The organism is Haloarcula sp. Atlit-47R (assembly GCF_003665985.1).
GTDB classification, from domain to species: Archaea; Halobacteriota; Halobacteria; order Halobacteriales; family Haloarculaceae; genus Haloarcula; species Haloarcula taiwanensis.
Genome location: NZ_QPLQ01000007.1, coordinates 18,612 through 36,849, shown reverse-complemented (window position 1 = coordinate 36,849; position 18,238 = coordinate 18,612). Strand labels below are relative to the sequence as shown.

The 18,238-nt window shown below is 57.5% G+C and carries 15 protein-coding genes and 2 pseudogenes; 9 read left to right on the top strand and 8 right to left on the bottom strand.

The features are described 5' to 3' along the window. Positions 1 to 28: 28 nt before the first annotated feature. The 4 genes from DVK00_RS18850 to DVK00_RS18835 all read left to right on the top strand — a co-directional run bounded on the left by DVK00_RS18850 (position 29) and on the right by DVK00_RS18835 (position 2,589). Positions 29 to 289 carry a hypothetical protein gene (locus DVK00_RS18850; protein WP_121578271.1) on the top strand — a complete coding sequence of 87 codons (261 nt, stop codon included), beginning with the start codon at positions 29 to 31 and terminating at the stop codon, positions 287 to 289. Positions 290 to 369: 80 nt separating this feature from the next. Further along, positions 370 to 1,134 carry a pirin family protein gene (locus DVK00_RS18845; RefSeq protein ID WP_121578270.1) on the top strand — a complete coding sequence of 255 codons (765 nt, stop codon included), beginning with the start codon at positions 370 to 372 and terminating at the stop codon, positions 1,132 to 1,134. A gap of 87 nt (positions 1,135 to 1,221) precedes the next feature. Continuing rightward, positions 1,222 to 1,569: a hypothetical protein gene (locus tag DVK00_RS18840; protein WP_121578269.1), complete on the top strand. Its 348-nt coding sequence runs from the start codon at positions 1,222 to 1,224 to the stop codon at positions 1,567 to 1,569. Positions 1,570 to 1,656: 87 nt separating this feature from the next. Next, positions 1,657 to 2,589, top strand: coding sequence for an ImmA/IrrE family metallo-endopeptidase (locus tag DVK00_RS18835; RefSeq protein ID WP_121578268.1), 933 nt, complete (start codon positions 1,657 to 1,659; stop codon positions 2,587 to 2,589). 85 nt (positions 2,590 to 2,674) lie between these two features. Here DVK00_RS18835 and DVK00_RS18830 read toward each other — a convergent pair whose 3' ends face one another. Next, positions 2,675 to 6,904: a hypothetical protein gene (locus tag DVK00_RS18830; protein ID WP_121578267.1), complete on the bottom strand. Its 4,230-nt coding sequence runs from the start codon at positions 6,902 to 6,904 to the stop codon at positions 2,675 to 2,677. A 101-nt stretch (positions 6,905 to 7,005) separates the two neighbouring features. On the opposite strand from DVK00_RS18830, the pseudogene DVK00_RS22500 reads away from it, so the two are divergent. Next, positions 7,006 to 7,352: pseudogene (locus DVK00_RS22500) on the top strand (hypothetical protein); the annotation flags it as partial. Between the two features lie 67 nt (positions 7,353 to 7,419). Here DVK00_RS22500 and DVK00_RS18820 read toward each other — a convergent pair. Further along, positions 7,420 to 7,968 carry a hypothetical protein gene (locus DVK00_RS18820; RefSeq protein ID WP_121578266.1) on the bottom strand — a complete coding sequence of 183 codons (549 nt, stop codon included), beginning with the start codon at positions 7,966 to 7,968 and terminating at the stop codon, positions 7,420 to 7,422. 128 nt (positions 7,969 to 8,096) lie between these two features. Between DVK00_RS18820 and DVK00_RS18815 the strand changes: the two genes are divergently transcribed. After that, complete coding sequence (locus DVK00_RS18815; protein WP_092665166.1) at positions 8,097 to 8,510, top strand: MarR family winged helix-turn-helix transcriptional regulator; 414 nt, start codon at positions 8,097 to 8,099, stop codon at positions 8,508 to 8,510. 122 nt (positions 8,511 to 8,632) lie between these two features. Further along, positions 8,633 to 8,956 (top strand): hypothetical protein, encoded by a 324-nt coding sequence (locus tag DVK00_RS18810; RefSeq protein WP_121578265.1) that lies wholly within the window; start codon positions 8,633 to 8,635, stop codon positions 8,954 to 8,956. A gap of 287 nt (positions 8,957 to 9,243) precedes the next feature. On the opposite strand, the gene DVK00_RS18805 is transcribed toward DVK00_RS18810, so the two are convergent. Both DVK00_RS18805 and DVK00_RS18800 read right to left on the bottom strand, forming a co-directional pair. Then, a complete protein-coding gene (locus DVK00_RS18805) occupies positions 9,244 to 10,590 on the bottom strand; it encodes an orc1/cdc6 family replication initiation protein (RefSeq protein WP_121578264.1) in 1,347 nt (448 codons plus the stop codon). A gap of 774 nt (positions 10,591 to 11,364) precedes the next feature. Then, positions 11,365 to 11,817 (bottom strand): annotated as a pseudogene (locus DVK00_RS18800) (DNA polymerase domain-containing protein); the annotation flags it as partial. A 22-nt stretch (positions 11,818 to 11,839) separates the two neighbouring features. On the opposite strand from DVK00_RS18800, the gene DVK00_RS18795 reads away from it, so the two are divergent. Continuing rightward, positions 11,840 to 12,229, top strand: coding sequence for a hypothetical protein (locus tag DVK00_RS18795; protein WP_147435907.1), 390 nt, complete (start codon positions 11,840 to 11,842; stop codon positions 12,227 to 12,229). A 1,231-nt stretch (positions 12,230 to 13,460) separates the two neighbouring features. Here the strand turns inward: DVK00_RS18795 and DVK00_RS18790 are convergent. Continuing rightward, positions 13,461 to 13,745 carry a hypothetical protein gene (locus tag DVK00_RS18790; protein WP_121578262.1) on the bottom strand — a complete coding sequence of 95 codons (285 nt, stop codon included), beginning with the start codon at positions 13,743 to 13,745 and terminating at the stop codon, positions 13,461 to 13,463. Between the two features lie 463 nt (positions 13,746 to 14,208). Between DVK00_RS18790 and DVK00_RS18785 the strand changes: the two genes are divergently transcribed. Beyond that, positions 14,209 to 16,254, top strand: coding sequence for an ATP-binding protein (locus DVK00_RS18785; RefSeq protein ID WP_121578261.1), 2,046 nt, complete (start codon positions 14,209 to 14,211; stop codon positions 16,252 to 16,254). Positions 16,255 to 16,299: 45 nt separating this feature from the next. On the opposite strand, the gene DVK00_RS18780 is transcribed toward DVK00_RS18785, so the two are convergent. From DVK00_RS18780 to DVK00_RS18770, 3 genes are all read right to left on the bottom strand, one after another. Then, entirely contained in the window at positions 16,300 to 16,731 is a 432-nt protein-coding gene (locus DVK00_RS18780) for a hypothetical protein (RefSeq protein ID WP_121578260.1), read from the bottom strand. 94 nt (positions 16,732 to 16,825) lie between these two features. Further along, on the bottom strand, positions 16,826 to 17,074 hold the full coding sequence (locus tag DVK00_RS18775) for a PadR family transcriptional regulator (protein ID WP_121578259.1): 249 nt from the start codon (positions 17,072 to 17,074) through the stop codon (positions 16,826 to 16,828). Positions 17,075 to 17,102: 28 nt separating this feature from the next. Then, positions 17,103 to 18,191 carry a restriction endonuclease, SacI family gene (locus DVK00_RS18770; protein WP_158598830.1) on the bottom strand — a complete coding sequence of 363 codons (1,089 nt, stop codon included), beginning with the start codon at positions 18,189 to 18,191 and terminating at the stop codon, positions 17,103 to 17,105. Positions 18,192 to 18,238 lie beyond the last annotated feature (47 nt).

Below are 18,238 nucleotides of genomic sequence, written 5' to 3'. Positions count from 1 at the left end.
TTATACATCTGACGGGTTTGAATAACCGGTGGTTGACCCGGTTGAAAGCAGAGGACCACAATACAGCCCGGCTCGCATCGGCGAGAGACACCTCGAACACAGACGCGTCGACGGGCTCGCCACCGGCGTCCACGATGAGGGGGCGTACCCACTGGGTCCCTTCGTTGCCGGATACGATACCGGCGTGATCTGTGGATACTGCAGCTACGAGTCCTACTTCAGCCACCGTCACCGGAATAACCTCAAGAAAATCGCCGTCGAGCAGAGCGTCTACTTGCCGCCGGCGTGAGGGACACGACCCATCTACTCGCCGTGAAGCCAGGAACCGAGCGCAGAACCCATTTAGCGGGTGAGTGACTACACGGGGTAATGGACGAGTCGCCTTCCGCACAGACCCAATCTCGTATCTACACGGCGCCGCGAACGGATGTCTCGCAGAACCAGGGCAAGTTTCGGATCCACTTCAACTTCCCTGGACGGGCCGTCCCCGACCATGACGACCACGGCTACGGCCCGCTCGCGACGGTCGTGGAGTCGTTCATGGACCCTGGAACCCTGATTCGGATGCACCAGCACCAAAACGAGGAGATCATCTCGTGGGTGCCCGAGGGCGTGATGCGCCACGACGACCGCCAGGGCAACCAGTTGGTCACCGATTCCGACCATCTAATGGTGATGAACGCCGGCAGCGGCTTCTGGCATTCCGAGGAGACGCTCGCCGACGACCCGCCGCTGCGAATGCTCCAGATTTTCGTCCGCCCGCACAGCCTCAACCTCGACCCCGGTATTCAGCATGAGCCGATTCCCGACCCGGTCGCCGGCGAGTGGCGCCACCTGTTCGGCCCTGAAGGCACTGACGCACCGCTGTACGTACGGAACGACGTCGATTTCTACGACTGCCGCCTCGCCGCCGGAGCCACGGCCACGCTCCCGTCGCAACCGGGCCGCCACACCTACCTGTACGTATTCGACGGCGCCGTCGAAGTCGGTGATGAGCCGGTCGGGTACACCGAGAGCGCACTCGTGACCGGCGATGACGACGTGGCCGTCACGGCAACCGAGGACGCCACGGTCGCCGCGTTCAGTATCGATCCCGACGCGCCGGTCACACGCCAGGGCACCATCGGCCGCTGAGACACCGGCGGACCGACTGTGGATTGTTTTTCTGCCCCCTGAGAGGGTGAGGGCTTCAGCGAACGCCCTCGCAGTCAGGTGATTTTCGTGAGTCAGCAACAGTCACCAAGCGATGTCTCGATCGACGAGATTCCTGTCGATATCACGAACACGCAGTCCGGCGACGTCGACGCAAGCGACGTTCCCGAGGAGATTCAGTCGCTGACCCGTGCGCTGGCGAGTACAGAGCCGCCGACGAACCCGCTCGTCGTGCTGAAAGCGGCGCGCTGGTGGTACATTCACGGCAAGGGCGGAGCTGATCCTGCGTTTCAGTGGGCAGTCGAGTGGGCCCGCCACCTCGCGACCGACACGCCCAGCGACGTGGATCAGTTCGACGAGTTCCTCGAGTATCTCGTCACGGTCGGCTTCGCGGACGATACAGCCGAGCTTCGATAGCGTTCCTAGAGGGTTGTTCATCCGCCCTTGAGAGGTGCGGCGCGTTCTGAACTGGCGAAATCGCGTTCATCCGATTCAGTGACCACCATGTCCACGACCAGAGACTCGTCGGTCTCCTTCGACCAGACCGACACGCGATCCGACGAGATGAACAGTACCATCAAACAGTGGATCGACGACCTCGTCGCCGGTGTCGACGACGCACAGGCCAGTGCCGAGTTCCAGGAGTGGCTGGACATCCAGAGCCGCTTCCACGACTACTCCTATCGGAACACGCTGCTCATCAAGCGGCAGTACCCCAACGCGACAAAGGTCGCCGGCTACCGGACGTGGCAGGAGGAGTTCGATCGGCACGTCCAAGAAGGTGAGTCAGCCGTCTGGATCTGGGCCCCGATCATCACCAAGCAGTGTCCGGAGTGCGAGAACTCGCCGCGCTACCACGAGGATAGCGACTGTGAGTACAACGAGACATCGCCTGAGGAGTGGTCTGAGGGCCTCGTCGGATTCAAGCCTGCGCCGGTGTTCGACATCTCTCAGACCGAGGGAGAACCACTTCCCGACCTCGACACGGAAGCAACCGGGGACGCCGGCGACCTCGTTGCTCGGCTGACCGGTGCCGCCGACGAACTCGGCGTCACGGTTCGCATCGTGCCGGAAGCGGAGTGGACGCACGGCGAGGCGAAGGGCATCTGCGAGCAGTTGAGCCTCGTCGACGTCCAGCCGCTCGTCGAGGTTCGCGACCGGGAGAACGATGCCGATCTCGCCCGGACGTTGATCCACGAGTACGCCCACGCCCTGCTCCACTTCGACGTCGAGGACGACACCGAACGGTCGAAACGCGAGGTCGAGGCCGAGGCGGTCGCCTACGTCGTCGGCCGGTACTACGGGCTCGACACGAGCGGCTCAGCGTTCTACCTGGCAGCGTGGGAGTCGGACGATTCCGAGGTCGTCCGAGAGCGCCTCGGCCGGATCAGCACCACGGCTGAAGAGATCATCGACGCCCTCGGCAGTTCATTTTAACCAACGAAAATAGAGTGTACGTCTACTTCGTTGGTTAAGTTTTTCAGTGCCCGCGGAGGGGCGGAGGCCCCCATCAGACGACCGTTTAGTCGTCTCCCACACCCACCTCGAACGAGCGTCGAAGTCGGTCAAGCTCGACCAGTCTGTCCTCCCGTAGCACCGGTAGCGTAAGGTCTACCTCTAGATCCCACTCCGTGTTCATCTCGTACTCAAGGCGTCGGAGTGACTGGTAGTGCAGGAATGCTGCAAGTGGCGAGAGGACGATGGCGATGGATTCGGGAGGATTTCCGAGGTCACGGTACTTCTCCACAGTCTGCTTGATCGAAAGAATCGGTCTTCCCGTCCCGTAGAGGGTCTCTACCTCATAGACGGTACGCCCCGCCTGGATATCGGGAATCAGGTTCCCGCCGGTCCGGGACGCGATGTCGGTCTCTCGTTCCGTGGCGACGGATTCGAAATCGAAGCTATCCGATTCTATCAGCCACCGGGCGACGAACGATTTCAGTGCGTAGTGGAGGTCGCTCTCCGCGGCAGGACCGGCGTCCGACCCCCGATGCGGGCGGACGACCATGGCCGGCGATCGCTGTTTCGTCCCGTCGTCTATCGGCTCCGTAGTGGCATCCTCCAATCGCTGCCATGCCCGGCGCTCGGCGAGCGTGAAGATATCGTCGAAGTTGTCCACCTTCGAGTCCAACGCGGAGTACGAGTACAGCTCCCCCTGCAGATCCGGATATCCCCACAACGCCTCAGCCCGAGGGACGAACCACTCGAGGTATCCCTTGGTGCTAGTGAAGTCAGCCTTGGGACGTAGGGGATTCAGTTCGAAGATCTGCGGACGATGTGGCCGGACGTCGTCTTCCAGTTTCGAACGAAATTCACGCACGTCCTGGGGACGAAGTTGGAGGACGACGAATCCCATCCCCTGGGTGTACATCTCCTGAATTCGTCGGATGACGCTGGACCAGCGAGCCGAGCCAACACCGCTATCCGAGATCTTCCCGCTGTCGAAGAACCGCCCCTCGGATTCATCCACGAACTCAATGCGACCGCCAGCCTCCAGCCGGTGTCCGAGTTCTTCCGGATTGCCATGGACACGCCCCCGTGGGAGTCCGCCCTGGTACTGGTGGTACAGCTCTCGACAGAGGAACTGAAGCGTCGTTCCGAATCGGTCACCCTCGGGTTTGTGGAGCAGGAGGATCACGGGCCGGTCTCGGAGGATGTCCCCAGGGAACGATGGTTCACCAAACTCGAAGAGTTCCGCCGGCAGGTTCGTCGCCGGGGGCTGGGACTCTCCCCCCGTGGTGTCGCTCGTGACGGCAGACTCCAGCGATGTCATGGTGGCCGCGTCGGCTGCTTCCTCCGATTCCTGCTGGTCGTTCTGCACGGATTCTTGCTCGCCTTGTGACTCGGTTTCCGAGTGTTCAGTGTCGACAGCCACCTCCTGCTGTTGGACCTCGAACTCCTTCGTGAACGAGTCGATTATCGGCGTCGCGATATCGTCGTGTGGGAGGTTGTGGTAGATTTGGAGTCCATCCTCACCGATTCCGATGACCAGCGACCGTTTGTAGCCCGTCTTCCGGCGATCGATGAAGGCCTCTCCTGCGTGCTGTGTGAGGATTACGACTGCATCGTCATCTATCTGGTCTTCATCGTCCTCCGTCAGCCACGGCGCGATAATGAGCTGTAACTCATCGCCTTCCTTCGTCAGAAGCTCTCCTTCGTAAATCCGTTCCTCTGGGTTGAATTCGAGATAGAGGTCGGCATGATCCGACGCTTGCAGGTGGGCCTCGATATCAGAGAGATTGTCCATCAACGAGCGCTTCGCCTGAATCAGCCATATATCGAGATCGGATGAGATCGCAGGATTGAGCATCACTATCCCATCCTTCTCCGCGACGATGCCATCGACAAACTCGAAGGCACGCATCGCATCATCATCGAGGCGTGTCAGATGGTCACGGAGGTTCTTCCGGAGTGTCTTACCACCGTCTTTGCCAAGCAGGTACTCGATGCCGGCGAGTTGCGGGATGTCTTGACTATATTCATCGAGACGGTCCACCGATCGTTCGAGTGGTTCGACCGTTAGTTCCGAGCGAAACGCTTCTGGACGAGCTCTGATGCCGGTGTAGACTACGTACCACTCCCCTTGATGTGCGCCATTGGAGTCGATATATGTGCCGATGGTGCAGACTCCCGCTCTAACCAGGACATCGGACAACTGTGGCTCTGCTGGTGGGGCCTTGCCGAATTCGAACTGGTAACGAAGATCGAATTCCGGCTGATGACGGCTATTCCGGATATCGATCGACGAATTCTCGGCCCAGTCGGAAAGGAAAACATGCACCATTCGCTGCGCATCGGTATCCAGTCCTCTGATGCGCTCCTTCACGGCACGTCGATAGCGAGTTCCGAATACCCTCTCAAGAAGGTCATCGTCGTCGAATTCGACGAAGTCGACACCTGCTTGTTTCACCAGACGGTTCTCGAGATCCTCTCGTACCTCGTCAATGTCGTCCGCCGATAGGTCATCGAAGCGGAGCTGTAGCGTACGTTCGACATCGTCCCAGACATGATGTTCGGTGTAATCATCATTCCGTATCGAGGTACTCGTGGTCGCTTTGTTCGCGATGGTGTACAGAGCCGTGAGGTGTGGCTCCTTGAACTCGTCAGCCTGCTGGAGGGCCTCTTCGGGCGAGATTCTGGACTGTTCCTCAAGCAGTTCGCGGGCTGCCTGCACCGTACTGTCGTCTACTTTCTCCCAATCCAAGTTCGAGAATTCGTCCTTCACCGCCGTCAACTGGGGAACGTCCCCGATAGCATTGAACTCACGATTCCGATTCGGCCCTTCGAGGGCACTCCCCCGACTGTGGTAGCGGTCCGAATCGAGATGAGAATCTTCGAATCCGAACTCTGTCGGTGACGGAACCAGAATCACCTTCTCCGTCAGCGGGTTCCGGTCGGGATCTTTTCTACCAGTCCCCTTAACGAGTGCCGGATAATAGTGCTGGTTCGAACTCCAGGAGGTCTCGTGGAGAGTGATGATGATCTCCTCCTCCCGGTTCATCGCGGCGTCGAAGTCGAAAGCCAGCTGTAGTGCAACGTTCGAGAATCGGTTTATCCGTTCCTCGATGTCAGCCAGTAGGTCGTCGACGACCTCGCCCCCGATGTCCGTAACATCTGTTCTGATTCCGAACCCATCATCACCGGGAATGGTGGCTCCTGTTTCCACCAGAAGGTTGATCGTGTCATGCGACCGCCCCGGAAAATCCTCGTACCACTCCAGCACCAGATCCCAGTTCTCCTCGAATGCTGCCCGACATGCATCCTTGTCGAGCGCGAACCGTTCCTGGAGACGGGACCGTTCCGACTCCAATACGCCAGCGATATCGATATCGAACGCGTTACGATTTCTCGTGAGACCGGCATACGCGAGGTCATCGATCACCTGTTCTGCGGCCTGTTCTCCAAGGTAGATGGTGAGCGCGTCTCGATAATCACATCTGAGTGTCTCCTGAACCTGTGCATCCAGCAGTTCCACCGTCGTGTCGCCGGCGGCCACAGCCGCTCCGATGAGATGCTCCTCGTCAGTGACGAGTTCCGCGACATTGTCCTCGACGGTGGCAGGGATATCGGACAGGGAATCGAGGATCGCGCCATATCTAGCTCGCGATTGGAAGCGCTCATCGGGGAAGAACGGTACCAGCAGCACCATCTGGTCGTCGAGTCGATCGCCGTACCTGTCGAGGTACCAGTCGAACGATGCTGGCGCCACATTTCCGAGCCAGAAGAGCCGTTCGAGCGTCTCGTTCTCCGGTACGAGGTCAGCGACCGTGTCGAGCACGATATCAATGACCGTCTCCTGTACTGAACTTGCGTCACTCGCGACTCGCCTGCCTGCCGTGGTCAGGGAGATCGGCTCGGAATCCTGACGGCTCGCGATGTACTCGCCCTTCAGCCCGGCGTAGAGTTCACCGACGTTGTCGACCTCGGCAATCTCTCGTCTGTAGAAGGCTTTGGCCTGTACGCCGGTGACCGTATCGTCGCGCTGTTCAAGCAGCCAGAGGAACACCAGCAGACGAACCTCGTCGTCGGAAGGGGGTATACTATCATCTCCACCATCTCCATCGCCGCCGTCACCGCCGTTGCCACCATCTTCCGGCGGGTCCCGGTCCCGATCGTCATCGGGTGCCTCATCATCGGAGACGGGTACCTCGTGCGATTCCTCGGGTGCGGACCGGTCCGTAGATTCGTCCGTCCGCTCGAAATCCGGCTCGGTCCGTGACCGCGACCGCTGCTTACTGTTATCCCCAGACACCGTAAAACAACGCTAACGCGCAAGCGATGGTAGTTCTTTGCCCCGGTCTATGATACGGGTTCGCCAAACTGCGTGTGACGCCGGTTCCAGACCGCCGAGGTTCTGACACCGTCGCACCGAGTGGGAGTTGCCCAAGAGACGTTCGCGTTCAGATGATCGCGTTAACTCATGGCAACCAAGTTGACGACCTCAAGCCCCGCACCCCTACTCGGTAACCGCGGAAATGGCGGTCTCGTTGCTCAAAAAAGGCGGTCGGAATGAGGTTCAGTCGGCGTCCGGAACTGCTACGAAGTCGACGTCGTCGGCGAATCCTGGTCCTGTTCAGACTGGCAGCAGGGCTCCCCCCGCCGGCGGATGTAAGCACCTGCGTCGCGTCGATCACGAAATCAAGCGCGGCCGAGTGCCGCGACCGGATGGCCGACTCCCGGCTGATGCGGACGGAGTCTGATTAACCAACAAACCACCCTCTTCATCACCCACGTTGGTTAACGCAGACAGTTACGGTTCCACTGCCGTCACGGGAGCTCTTCTGTGACGTCGACGAGCTCCTCCTCGGTCTGCCAGCGGTACAGCCGTCCCTCTTGCTCAAACAGCTCGAAAACGCCGTCCTGCATCCAGCCGAAGGGGTGTTCCTCGTCCTCGTACACCCGCTTGAGGACGTGGCTTTTCGCGAAGAACTCCGTCGTGCCGACAAGGAGGCCCTGCTCAACGAGAAAGTCACTCGGTTCCTTCTCGGCGACGCCAACGAGGTAGGTGACGATGTCGGCAATCAGGCAGAACTTCTGGATGCTGTTGTCCCACTCGCCACGGATGTCAACCATCCGGAACGCGTAGGCGTCCTGCCGGCGGTTGAGCCGGTCGACCACGAGGTTCAGCCGCCGAATCGGCTCCCGGTCGTAGTTGCCCAGCACGAAGTACGAGCGTTCATTCTCGTAGACGGGAGTCAGTTCACTCAGGGCGTGGAGAATCTCCTCGTTGTCTGCCAGCGAGATCTCTTCGTCGTCGAGTTGGTCCTTCGCACTCGTGAGGACTTCTTCAGGGACGGGCGGCTCCTCGTCGGACATACACGATTCCTCTCAGCGTCGTGCGATATGATTTACGGAGTAAATCACCAACTTAGTCGGATGTGGTTTACTCCAGAGTGATTTACTCAAGGGTAAACTACTTGCCGCCAGGCCGTGTATCGTGTCGTATGAGCACCGACCTAGGGACAGCTGAGGGGATGGAATCCCGCGAACTCGTCCACTTCGTCACCCAACAGACGCGGTTCGCGCTAATCAACAACATCCTCCAGCACCCCGACCAGCTCCCCTCGATGTACGAACTCGAGGAGCTCAACCCCAGCGTGAGCGATGCCACCGTTTACAAGCACATCCAGAAGCTCATCGACGCCGGCATCGTCAAAGAGGTCGCCCTGGACGACGACCAGCGCCGGCAGGGCTACCCTTGGAAGTTCTACGGCCTCACGGAGGAAGGGCGGGAGTTCCTGGAGGAGCACAACCTACTCGCTGCGGAGGAGACGCTCCAGCAAATCTACGATACCATTTCCGACAAGCCCGAGAAGATGGTCAAGTACGAGAACGCCCCTCGTCCGGACGGCGTCTAACGGCACGTCTATTTCTGAATAGTTTGCTATTCGTACTCTTCAGCCTGTGATGGGACGGTACCTGATTAACCAACAAATCTATGCCAATACGCGCTCTGTTGGTTAATACGAGGCGACCGCTGATGTCCTACGAGCCACCGACGCCGCCGGCGGAACTCCCAACAGATCTCGTCAACACACTCAACGGCTACTCGCCGGACCAGCTCCAGCACGTCGCGCGCTACGCCGAGGAGCTGGCAGAGCACAAAGCTCGCGAAGCGCGTCTCGAGGAGGAGTCGGAGGACGACGAGATCGACGAGCGGCCGGACGACCTTCCGGACGACGTCCCGTCGAAGGCCACGATCACGATCAAGGAAATCAACGACAACCGCTACTACTACTGGCAGTGGCGAGAGGGAGAGAAGGTCAAGTCAAAATATAAATCGCCAGTCAACCCGGACGAGTAAGCCTATAGCTACCGTTATTTCGCCGGACCACACCCCCCGTGTGCGAAGTGAATTCGCCGACGGCGTCGAGACAGCACCCCCCGTGTGCGATATGATTTCGATTGTTGCCCAAGGGCACCCCGTGTGAGAGATGAATTGACTGATGAGTCGAAGGGGGGACACCCCGTGTGCGAAATGAAATCTTGCGTACCGTTGTCAGACATATCTAGTCATTCTAACAACACACTCGCCGGAACCACCCCCCGTGTGCGAAATGAATTCGGAGCCGGCGTCGGGGAGTCTTCGCGTTAGTTCCCTTCGAAGAAATCGTCTATCTGCGCGTTGACAACGGATTTGACGAGATCCTCGTCGTGTTCAGCATCCTCGAGGCGGACATCAGCTTGGAGAGTCTCGGCGACTACCTCCGGATCGTCAACGAAAGTGTACTCTTTGTGGACACCACTCCCATAGCCGCGCCCCCGTTTCTCCGACGTGACGAAATTGTAGGTCTCAGCTTCGTTCATATATCGCAGATAGGAGTCGCGCGATTTTTCATCGGCATCCAGGAGGTCGGTGAGATACTGGTACACTCGATAGGCAACCGTACTGGGGACAGCGTTCAGATTGCGCTGTGAATAAACAGGGACGATCGCAGTAGCGTAGAGCGAGAGCTTCTTTTGCGTTGAGAGGCCCTGCATCTGGGTCAGCGTCCGGTCCCGTTCGGCTTCCTTCTGGGCGTCGCGAACGTGCTCTTCACGAACCGTATCTTCTCCACCTCGGTCGGCGATTTCACCCGCCTTCCGGAACAGATCGATTGCCTTCCGCGCATCGCCGTGATCCTGAGCAGCGAATGCAGCACTGAGCGGAATGATTCCATCCTCGAGGACGTCGTCCTGGTACGCGTCGCGACGTCGTTCGAGAATCGACTGCAGTTGATTCGCGTCGTAGTCAGGGAAGACGACGTCCTGCGGATTAAACGAACTTTCCGCTCGGCCGTCGAGGTCCTCCATGAATCGGGGATCGTTCGTAAGCGCGGCGACGGACACATGGCCCTCGATGCGCCCAAGCTGGGACGCTCGCGACAGCTGGTAGAGCAGTTTCGAATACGCCGGCTCGTCGTTCGGATCGCGTTGCCGGCCCACCAGAAGGTCGACCTCGTCGAGGATGATGATGACCGAGTCGAAGTTGTTGCTCAGAATCTCATAGAACCGATCGAGTTTCTGGTCAGTCGAAATCCCGCTCTCGGGGACACCGACGTCGACGCCGGCTTCCTCGGCCGCGTTCTTCACGAGGCGATAGACAGCCCGGTCGTGCGATTTGATCGTCTGGCAGTTGATTTTGATGACGCCGAATCGATCTCCTTGCGAGTTCGCGAGTTCGAGAACCTGCTGGCAGACCGCATTGATGATGAGTGACTTCCCAGTCCCCGACGGCCCGTAGAGGAGCATATTGGGTGGACGATTCCCCTGCAGTGCCGGTCGTAGGTAGGTGATGATGTCGTCCAGCTGTTCATCACGACCGACAATTCGATCCTCGTCGATGACGGCATCCGGGTCGAGAAGCCCCTTGTCTCGAAAGACAGAATTTTGGACTCCCTCCTGAAGACGGCCTTTGATAGATTGTGAGAGGGATTGTTGATCGTCGCCGTCAGCCATATTTGCGCAGTTAGGTCGAAACTATAAATAAATATGGGTACCGTGTGCGAGGTTAAATCGGTTGAATTCACCCAATAGAAGGGCTTAAGAGTCGGGTAGTCGGTTGGACTCTGTGACCGCGGGCGAAATCAATTGGTCGTGATAGCTCCCCGTGTGCGATATGAAATCCCAGGAAGCTCATCGAATAACCGTCAATGCCGAGACGGGTCAGAAGAACTCGGTAGGGACACTCCCCGTGTGCAAGATGAAACATCAGACGTGGTCTCGATCCGGATAGTACCGAGCATATCTCTCGACAATCTCGTGGGGGGTGAGATATCGTCGGGAAATCACCCCCACACCCCGTGTGCGATATGAATTTGACGAGAGGGTGGGCAGGGACGCACCACTCACGAAACACGGGATTTGGCCAGAGAACCCACGAGAGGACGTAGAACGGATGGTAACACCCAACCCACGAGTGAGGTAAACCACGAACGAGTTCGGTCGTGTCACGAAACGTACTGTTTCGTTTCGACCGACTCTAGTCCTACTGCGGCTATGGTTGACAGAGTGACTATGTAAAAGTTTCCCCGAAAGATAATTCACTCCGATATTGTTACCTCTGCGTTCTCTCCTCCGTGATATCGTGGATTTCGGGTGTCTCGTGTTCTCTCTTCCCGACCACCCCCTCCCGTCGTTTTCCTGATTTCATCTCGCACACGGGGTGTGGGGGTTCGACTTCGTGTTGGTCGTGGTTAACCAACAGTCCCTTCCGAACGACTCTTTTGTTGGTTAATCGTCCTCCGTGTTCGCAAATGCCGTCAACTCCGGCATCCACGTCTCCGCGAGTTCTCGACGAATCTCCGTTCGATCCCAGCCAAGCGGTAACAGCACACTCTCGACAGCTCTGATGAGTTGCGTCTCGTAGTACAAGGCATCGTACGACTCGACCTCCTTATGCGCTAACGCGACCCGCTCTCGCGAGCTCTTCTCGTCATCGACGACTACGTACTCGATATCCTGTCCCGGGTGGATGGCGAGGTCCTGCTCTCGAGCCCGCTTCAGCGCCGCCACGTTCTGTGTGTTCTGGGTGTATCCCTCCAGCGGCTTGGAGACACGATTCCGTTCGACGAGTTGCTCGACCGGCACTGTTCCAGCGTGGAGTCGCTCAATGGCGTCCTGGAGACAGTCGAGTACGGCGTCCGAGGATCGAGTCGCGTCGAGCCGTTCGAGACAGTCTCTCTCAGCTGAACCGCAGGAACCCGTGTTGGAGACACTACTCTCACAAACCCCCTTCGATCCCCCTACCGTACTCGATTACGAGGAAGTAATCGACGCCTACGGCCAAGCTCAATTTGAGCTGTCAGACGACTTTAATCCGATGCTCCTGGGGTTGGCGATCCGTACCGCGTACGACGCCATCGATCCAGTAGAGAACAGCGATGCGATCCACGAGGGGAATCTGATCTGGCAATTCGAAGACTGGGTGGTCTATGTTGGTACCGAGCTCATCTACCACAATATCGAAGGAACCGCTACCGATGCGTTTCCTGAACCCCTACGTGCTGAACTGGTTGGGGCTGGAGCCTCTATGGCTGCCCAACCGATCACCTACTCGTTCTTCGAGCACGAATTTGCTGCGCTCTCGCTCTCATAATAGCAGTTCATCAAGCGTGTCCGGAATGTGAATCCCTGGATCGGGCACATCATCAGCGAGGGGCTGAAACGGGGCTATCGAAATCATATCTTGATCCTCCCCGGACACGAACCGCGAGCGAATGGCCCGCATGAGGATGATGAGGAAACAGAGATTTGAATCATCCCTCGTCAGGAAATGCCGGCTGGAATCAACGGGCTGCCAGCGGCACCAACGGTTCTTCGTCGAGGTCGGTGCGAAGCTTGCCACCGCGAACTACGAGTAACGCGTCGTACGGTGGGTAAAGCCGTGCGCGGGTGCACCGGGCATCCGGCGCATCGACGACGACTGCTTGTTGCCACGCGGTGGCGAGCGGCTGTTCCGCGGGTGTGCGCTCCTGCCAGCACTTGCGGGCGTGCGTCTTTGGGACTACGTCTGGTCGTGAGGATGTTGAACGGACACCGCGAATCGGGTTGTGGTGCTGTCGTGTGCGTCCCCGGCATCCCCGACAGGCGCGCAGTGACAGTGTTGCCACTGGGCGCGGTGCTGGCAATCAGTAGGGGAGAAGCTGAGGGCATCTTCTGGCTGGCGGTGCTACTGCCTTCGGCTACTTCGTGGAGAAGGACGCTTCGACATGATTCTTCGTCGCACGGGGTAACCGTGCGCGCATTGTAATTTGGGGGATCGTTGTCCCTTACGAGAGATCCACCGGGTCATGGAGACCGAGACCGACCCCTCAAGGGGTCGATCAGACTGGGGCCAAAAGGCCTCTATCGCTCGATATCTCGCGATACGGCGGATTGAATTCGCAGTATATTGACTGCGAAGAGCGAATGAGGAGTATGCCAAACTGGGGTGGCCCGCCTTCGGCGGGACCACCGACCGATCTTCCACAATACGCCTATCGTCGCAGGCACCTTTTAAACGAAAATGCACAGTGGGTATTTTGATAGAATTTCAATTCCTTATAGTTATAGAGCCGGTGAGGCTCATGTCGTCCAGCGGTTAACTAACCCCTTACCCCACGGTCGCACCATGGCGTACTGTGGAGCCCAAATGGGCGCCCTGAAGGCTAGCAAACAGGCCTACCCCAGAAAGGGTGGATTCCAACCGACCGCCAAGCCGAAATTATTGAGCGATTTACAAAATGAGGAAAGTCGCGTACGCCGACACCGAAATCGCGTGTAGCGATACCATCGGCTGATTGGGACGCGAGCTCTGTTCTTTCGGGTTAGACCCCTGTCTATTTAGCCTACTGGAAGTTGAAGGGGACGTTCCCTCCGTTCTCTTCTAGGAACTTCACGGCCTTTTCTGTGTCTGAGATGGTGACCGTCTCGTTGCCCTTGACGTAGGTCACCCCGGCCTTGTGGTTCGGAATAATGTCGTCGTGGAGAATCTGGCCACCGCGACCCTGGAGATGGTCAGGAAGGGCGATACGCAGAAGACCCTCGACGGGGAAATGCTTCCCGCCGATGACGCGGTTCCGGAGTGCCTTCTCGACGATTTTGCACGCGATTTCGGTATCAGTTTTCGACATGACGTGTGGACATACATTAGCGAGCCACTTATTACTTACGCTATCATGGACTCGTTTGGGGTTTATCTGAGAGTTGCGAATCCACACCAGGATGCTTACAGCCAATATTCCATAATTCTGGCACGTCTATCGACGTGATCGGATACTTTCGACCGGCGTACCGACCATATAGGCTATTGTACTCCGTCACCCCCTACCCATTGACTGGACAAGAACGATTACACTACAATGAGTAAGGAGTTACACTGAGATGACTTACCCTTCGTTACAACATAATAATACTATCTCTCGACAACGCATTACACTATGACTAATCGAACGAACCACCATAACCAGTAAGACGGTCGTTTGATGCAGTAGACTCTCCCTGAAAGTCGCATGCAAGTCCGTCCGGTTTGGGCAGGATACAAATAGAAATACGGTCGTAACTATTATAAACATAGAGTCTTTAGACTGTATTACGATGTCAGATAGTTCTGAGAGTTACGACCTGAAACCCAGTAAGGAGGCGTATCAGGCCGTCAAGAGCGACGTTACGCCGGTTTCGGCATTCAAGGAATTGATTGACAACGCGTTGGACAACTGGATGCGTGTCTCCCAGCGGTTGGACGATATCACCATCGAGATCGAGTACTACGACGGGGGCCCTGACGGCCAGGACAGGGTCGTCATCCGCGACGACACCGGTGGTGTTGGCGAGGACGACGTCCGGATTCTGTTCGCGCTCGGCCAGTCCAAGAAGTCCAACATCACCGGGTCTATCGGCGCGTACGGGATTGGTGCGAAGAAGGCTATCGTGAACCTCGGGAACGAGGCCGATATCCGGAGTCGTGCCCTGGATACTGAGGAGGGGTACGGGTTCACCATCGATCAGGAGTGGCTGGAAGACGATGACGACTGGTCGGTCGACAAGCAAGTCTACACGGATATCGACGAAGGCGTGACCGAGATCGAAGTCCGGGACCTCAACATCGACTGGGAAGACTACGCTGATGACCTGGAAGACGATCTCGCCCAGACCTATCAGCGCTTCCTCGATGGGACCTACGATCAGGAGCGTGGGGATCTCGATATCGTGATTAAGGAGTACGAGCCGGATCAGTGGGAGACGTCGGCCAAGCAGACCATTGTCACGGCGCCGGAGCCGGTTGAGTGGTCCTTCGTCCCCATCGACGGTTTCCAGCCGCGCCGCTTCGAGAACATCAAGCTCCAGTCCAAGGAATTCGACACGGTCCACCTGCATGTGACCGTCGGGCTGATGCAAGGCAGCGACTCGAGTATTTCTGGCGCGGATATCTTCTGCCAGGATCGGAAGGTCCTGTCTGCGGTGCGAGACGATCGAGCCGGGTTCGGTACCGGTGCAGGCTCCAACCGGCTGGGTAATTTCTCCAATCAGCACCACCGGCTGAAGGTTCTGATCGAGTTCGAGACCGACGGCGATGCTTCGGATCTCCCTTGGGACGCCCAGAAGTCCGACATCGACCAGTACAATCGTGTCGCGCAGGCCGCTTACAGCTGGATTCGCAGGATCGTCAAGCCGTATCACAAGGCCGCAGGTAACTACGAGGACTTCCCGTCCGCGTTCCTGGAGCCGTACGACCGTGATAGTCCCTACGCTGAGACTGAGAATCTCGATGATCCCCATGATTACGGTGACCGCGAGCGGGTGATGCATAAGCCCGACACCGATATGCCGACCGCGAAGAAGATCGGCCAGCGGGCAGCTGTGTCGAAGACGATTGAGGTGTACGCGCCCGGTGATCTCGAGGATAAGTATATTCCCGCGTTTGAGAGCGAGCTGGCCCGTCTGTACAACAAGGACCACGAAGATGTCGACATCAAGGCGCTCCCCGAGGCCGAGGGGCTGCCGTCGTTCGACGTGGAAGAGGCCGAGAATATGGTCGACGAGTTGCGCCAGGAAGCGGAGTCGCACCTGGCCGACGGCAAGCGCGCGACCGATCTCCCGGACTGGCAGCAGACCATTTACAACCAGATCCTCGAGGAGTTGTTGGAAGCCGATACCCAGGAGTTGGCCTGGGAGGATCTGGAGCCGCTGGAGGCAGAGCAGGAGAGCGCCATCTCCCCCGAGAATGGGACCGAGGAGACCGACGAGGAGTCGACTGGGACTGCGGGGATGGTGTCGCCAGACGAGACGGACGTCGAGAGCACGGGGGAGGATATGGCCGGGGGTAGTCTCTTCGGTGATGAGAGTGACACCGGTGAGCAGGCGACCGAGGAAGTCGCTCAGGAGATGGCCCAGGAGGTTACCGAGGATCTCGGTGAGGATGAGGAGACGGCAGAGAAGGTCCAGGAGACGATTCAGGAGCAGATGGAGGAGTTCACGGAGTCGATGAATCCTGAGGGCGTCTACACGCTGCGCCTGCCGCAGGATGACTGGTCGGAGTTGACGGATGCTCTCGGCCTGGCCGACGATGCGACGGAAGAGGAGGTTCGCGAGGAGCTGCTGTCGACGATGGAGTTGCTCCGGCAGCTTCGCTCCCCCCAGTAGGATAGCGCTGACGACGAAAGATCCCCGATTGGGGTGGTCGGGATCTCAGGGGTGATGAACTGTCTGTATCCCTTCGTTTTTGAGGAAGCCTTCGAGCCACAATCCAGTCACGTCAGATAGTGGTTGTGGATGATCTTCGACTGTCAATGGCTGAGAATCGAGTTGCTCGATTTTTGCTACAGAAACTGAATAGATGGGTTGATCCCAATCGATTTCTACCTGCCAATAAATGTGATTGTTTTTATGTTTCCAGGCAGTCTCCTGAAGCCACTTCCCAGCATCGCTTGCAGCCACAAACGGCCCTGAAAGATACCCTCTACTATCACGGCGCCATTGATGCAAAAACAGAGTATCACCCTCAGCGACTCTCAGAGCCTCACCCGTCTCTCGGACCACCCGATCAGTATGTCCGAACAACCGACGAAGGAAGCACTCAGTCTCAGTTTTCTCTGTGCTAATAAATTTCCAGTACGCCATTTAGTGTGAACTTTAGTGGGTAATCATATAATGATGAGCCGCCTCGGGACACTATCATGGGGGACTACCCTGCGCCGATCGGTAATCCCCTCAATCACTCCCCAGCCTGGAGTGCCTCGAGTAGCTGCTCGCCGGCAGGAGTGAGCGAGTACACGTTTCGTTCTCGCCCACCGTCGGTTTCTATCGGTTCACTCGTTACCATCCCTGCGTCTTCCAGATCCTCCAGATGATCGTATATTGTCGAGGTAGCGAGATCAAGCTGGTCGTGGAGATCATACCCGTGTTTAGGAGTGTCTGCAAGCGATTCGATAATGTCTCGCTTGGTGTCACCAATCAACGACATTGGACGGGATATGCCTGGGAGTACATGCTTATGGGTTCCTGATCTCTGCGACCATATTGTCGAAGTCACGCTTATTCTGCTCCTTAGCGCGCATGTCATTCAAGAACTCGCCGACGGCATCTAGGAAGGTGGATCGGCCTTCATCCCCGACGAATTTCAACACAGAGAAAAGATCCGAGGGGTACACCAGGATCAGTTCAACGGGACCGTCTTGTGCCTCCTGGAGTGCTGGCACCCGCTCACCTGCCTTGAATCCATCACCGACCAAATAATGGTACTCTTCCAGCTCGTTTTCCTGGGCCTTCGTGTGGCAGTGCTGGATATCCGATCGTTCTGTTGGTTTGTCCTTGACTTCGAAGGCTTGCACGAGTTCATCACTCCTGTAAATCTCGACGTCTCCCGCATCATCCGAGAATTCGTCGGGGACATTTGCGTGTTCAGCTTTAACAGTGAATTCCCCAGGGGCGGCCATGTTGTAGTGAGCGGTCATTGTCCCGGCGGTGACCGCTGCCAGCCGCTCCCCACCACCAGTGGTTTCGAGATATGATTCGAGTTTCTGGTGGAGCTGGTCATATGGAACCTCCGATACCGACTCGAAGTCGAGTGTTTGCGGCTCGAGTTCGGAGAATGCGAGAAGTGCTTCCCGAAGGACATTCACTGGATCTAATTCCCCCGCGTTTGTCTTGCGTTCAAGTCGTTCGAGAAGATTGTAAAGCCGTTCTTGGGCGCTTTGACTACGAGCGGCATTCTCGAGTGCGAATTCCGGATCACGGGCTGGTTTATTCAGGAATGGTTCGTTACTGCCACCAAGCCGCTCTCCGTGGGACTTCTCCCAATCGACGATGACTTGGTGGCCCAACGAACGGGCGTTGTACGCGCCATCGAGACCTGATTTGGCTTGCATTGCCCGATAGTGAATAGCAGGATTGGTCGCCTTCGCGAGTATATTCGTGAATAGAATGTATTTGTAGGTGAGTTGGTTCGCGTGGAAGACTTCCCGGATTTTCTGCACAACGAGATTATCATCGATGTACCGGCTTTTGTCCGAAGATTGGATGCGTTCCCATTCACGCTCCAACAGATCTTGAGCCGCGTCTAGATCGATGTTAACAGTCACAATCGATGAAGCGACCGGCCTCAATATAAAGAATGCGTATATCTCGA